The 2,983-nt window shown below is 38.1% G+C and carries 4 protein-coding genes; 1 reads left to right on the top strand and 3 read right to left on the bottom strand.

Features of this window, described 5'->3' with window-relative positions:
* Positions 1–469: 469 nt before the first annotated feature.
* The 3 genes from rpsI to zapE all read right to left on the bottom strand — a co-directional run bounded on the left by rpsI (position 470) and on the right by zapE (position 2,670).
* Positions 470–862 (bottom strand): 30S ribosomal protein S9, encoded by a 393-nt coding sequence (gene rpsI / locus H5072_RS15745; protein WP_024595789.1) that lies wholly within the window; start codon positions 860–862, stop codon positions 470–472.
* 8 nt (positions 863–870) lie between these two features.
* Positions 871–1,299, bottom strand: a complete 429-nt coding sequence (gene rplM / locus H5072_RS15750) for a 50S ribosomal protein L13 (RefSeq protein WP_002957960.1) — start codon at positions 1,297–1,299, stop codon at positions 871–873.
* 282 nt (positions 1,300–1,581) lie between these two features.
* The gene (gene zapE, locus H5072_RS15755; protein ID WP_002957958.1) at positions 1,582–2,670 is read right to left on the bottom strand and encodes a cell division protein ZapE; all 1,089 of its coding nucleotides are present in this window, start codon (positions 2,668–2,670) and stop codon (positions 1,582–1,584) included.
* Between the two features lie 134 nt (positions 2,671–2,804).
* On the opposite strand from zapE, the gene H5072_RS15760 reads away from it, so the two are divergent.
* Positions 2,805–2,983 (top strand): ZapG family protein (locus H5072_RS15760; RefSeq protein WP_182694056.1); only part of this gene is annotated, 179 nt, incomplete at its 3' end.

Below are 2,983 nucleotides of genomic sequence, written 5' to 3' on the forward strand. Positions count from 1 at the left end.
TAAAACAAGGTTATTCAAAGCCCCATGCTCGAATAAACCTGACTTGATCAAAAATTTGATTAAGCTAGCTCGAGAATAAAGCCGAACGACTATAATAACGCTTCTGTAAAAACAATATACTGACCGAGATCAACACCACTAAGAGGAAACAGTAAAAACTGTACATAGTGTCGTTAAACTCACTCATTTTACTTCCACGCCAATTGTAGCAAAAAATTCCACCAATTAACTGATGGATTTAAACTAATTACGATAATTATTTAACTTTTTTGCAGCTATCTGAGTGTTTTTTAACTTTCGTTCGATTAATACGCAGTTATTAATAAATTTGATCATCATTAATTACAGCAATACCAAGTATGGCGACCGCTATAAACAAATTTAAATTAAGTAGCAAATGTAAACTTTTTGATTTGAAAACAAAAAACCCAGCATAAGCTGGGTTTTTGAATTCTTGATAACGTATAGATTAACGTTTTGAGAACTGTGGACGCTTACGCGCTTTCTTAAGACCCACTTTCTTACGTTCAACTTTACGTGCATCACGTGTAACAAAACCTGCTTTACGGAGTTGTGGACGTAGTGACTCGTCAAACTCCATAAGTGCACGAGTGATACCGTGACGGATAGCACCAGCTTGACCAGTTGTACCACCACCAGAAACGGTGATGTAAAGGTCAAATTTTTCAGTCATATCAACTAGCTCAAGAGCTTGATGAACAACCATGCGTGCTGTTTCGCGACCAAAATACTCTTCTAGAGAGCGTTTGTTGATTACGATGTTACCAGTGCCTGGGCGTAAGAATACGCGAGCACTTGAACTTTTACGACGACCTGTACCGTAGTATTGATTTGCCATGATGGTGCTCCTTAAATGTCTAGAACCTGAGGCTGTTGTGCAGCATGGTTATGCTCAGTACCTGCGTAAACTTTAAGTTTACGGTACATAGCGCGGCCTAAAGGACCACGTGGCAACATGCCTTTTACAGCTTTCTCGATGATCATTTCAGGCTTTGCAGCTTGAAGTTTATCAAAAGTAGTAGACTTAAGGCCACCTGGAAAACCAGAGTGAGCGTAGTACACTTTATCTTTGAATTTGTTACCAGTTACAGTAACTTTTTCAGCGTTGATAACGATGATGTAATCACCAGTATCTACGTGAGGAGTGTATTCAGCTTTATGCTTACCGCGTAGGCGGTGAGCGATTTCAGTAGCGATGCGACCTAAAGTTTTACCTTCAGCGTCAACTACGTACCAGTCACGTTTTACTGTTTCTGGTTTAGCAACAAACGTTTTCATTTATAAAAATCCAATGTTTTTCAATTAAAACCACAAGTAGTTAATATTAACTACTGCTCTAAGTTTGCTATAACCCCTTCGAGTTTTAGACTTTTGCGCCGCTCACAAGTGGCTAGACTATATGAGGACATAGAACGCAACGTGGCAGACGCGGGAGTATACCAGCACTTAAAACACATTGCTACTCGCCGGTTGTTTTTTCCACAAGAAATTTCAGAAATAAGAAGTACTATATATGTACCTCTTTTTTATAGTTGCCCTATTACACATTTACTTACTTATTTAAACTAAATGCTCTCTAGCTAAATATTCTAAGGATTGCATTTCTTGTAAACGACTAATACAACGCTTAAATTCAAAGTTTAAATTACCTTGGGTATAAAGTTCGGTAATAGGTTTTTCAGCCGATATAATTAAAGTTACATGGCGCTCATAAAATTCATCCACTAAAGCAATAAAGCGTCTAGCAGCATCATCATTAGTTTGCCCTAGCTGTTTTACGTTAGAAATAATCACCGTATTGTATAAGCGGCTAATCTCCATGTAATCGACCTGGCTACGTGCTGTTTCGCACAATTCACTAAACTCAAACATCACAACGCATTTAGCTACTTTACGCGTTTTGATTTTTCGCCCTTCTATCTCTATCGGCTCATCTAATTGCCCTGGCTCTGGCGATAACTTATCGAAGTACTCAAATAGGTTCTTATCCGCATCTTCATCTAACGGACTATGAAAAATTTCAGCTTGCTCTAAAGTACGTAATCGGTAATCAATACCTGAATCTACATTAACTATCTCGGTATTTTTTTTAACAAGCTCAATTGCTGGCATAAAACGCGCTCGCTGTAAGCCATTTCTGTAAAGTTCATCAGGCACTATATTAGAGGTTGCTACAAGTACTATGCCCCGTGCAAATAGTGCTTCCATTAAGCCACCTAATAGCATGGCATCAGTAATGTCTTGTACAAAAAACTCATCAAAGCAAATAATGTCTGTTTCTGCTTTAAAAGTGTCAGCAATTTTTTCTAATGGATTAGCCGTATTATTTAGCTTTTTAAGCTCATTATGCACTCGGTGCATAAATCGATGAAAGTGCACACGCATTTTACGTGTGCCCGGTAATGATTCGTAAAAAGTGTCAACTAAATAAGTTTTACCACGCCCTACTCCCCCCCAAAAGTACAAACCTTTTACAGGCGCAGGTTCTTCTTTACTAAATAGCTTAGCAAAAAAGCCTTTTTGTTTTGGCTTTGTCTGAGTTAGGTCATCGTATAGACGTTGTAAATGGCGCACAGCATTTTCTTGTGCTGCGTCGTGTACAAAGTCATCTCGCTTTAAGTCTTGTTGGTATGTTTGCCAAGGAGTCATATCTATTTACAGTTAAAACACAGTTTAATTTGCAAAGCATATTAACACGCATCATAACTCGGGGTATATTACACTTAGTATGATTTATAATTGAATCGGCATTCGTTAGTTATTTTCCCAAAGGGGTAGTTTTTATGGGCACAGTTATGTGGGTAGGTTTGATTGTTATTGTTGCTGTTGTAGCATTTTTTATTGGCGCATTTGTTACTAAAAAACAGTTCAAACAAGATGAATTAAAAGAACAAGCAGAGCAAGCTGAAAATGCGTTAGAGCAGTATCGCCAAGATGTAGCTGATCATCTAGCGAATACTGG

The sequence above is a fragment of the Pseudoalteromonas sp. SR45-5 genome (genome assembly GCF_014163565.1).
GTDB classification, from domain to species: Bacteria; Pseudomonadota; Gammaproteobacteria; order Enterobacterales; family Alteromonadaceae; genus Pseudoalteromonas; species Pseudoalteromonas distincta.

What these genes read in the sequence shown, in the direction of transcription:
- rplM (WP_002957960.1), bottom strand. Translation starts at nt 1,299, where the DNA reads ATGAAAACGTTTGTTGCTAAACCAGAAACAGTAAAACGTGACTGGTAC.
- zapE (WP_002957958.1), bottom strand. Translation starts at nt 2,670, where the DNA reads ATGACTCCTTGGCAAACATACCAACAAGACTTAAAGCGAGATGACTTT.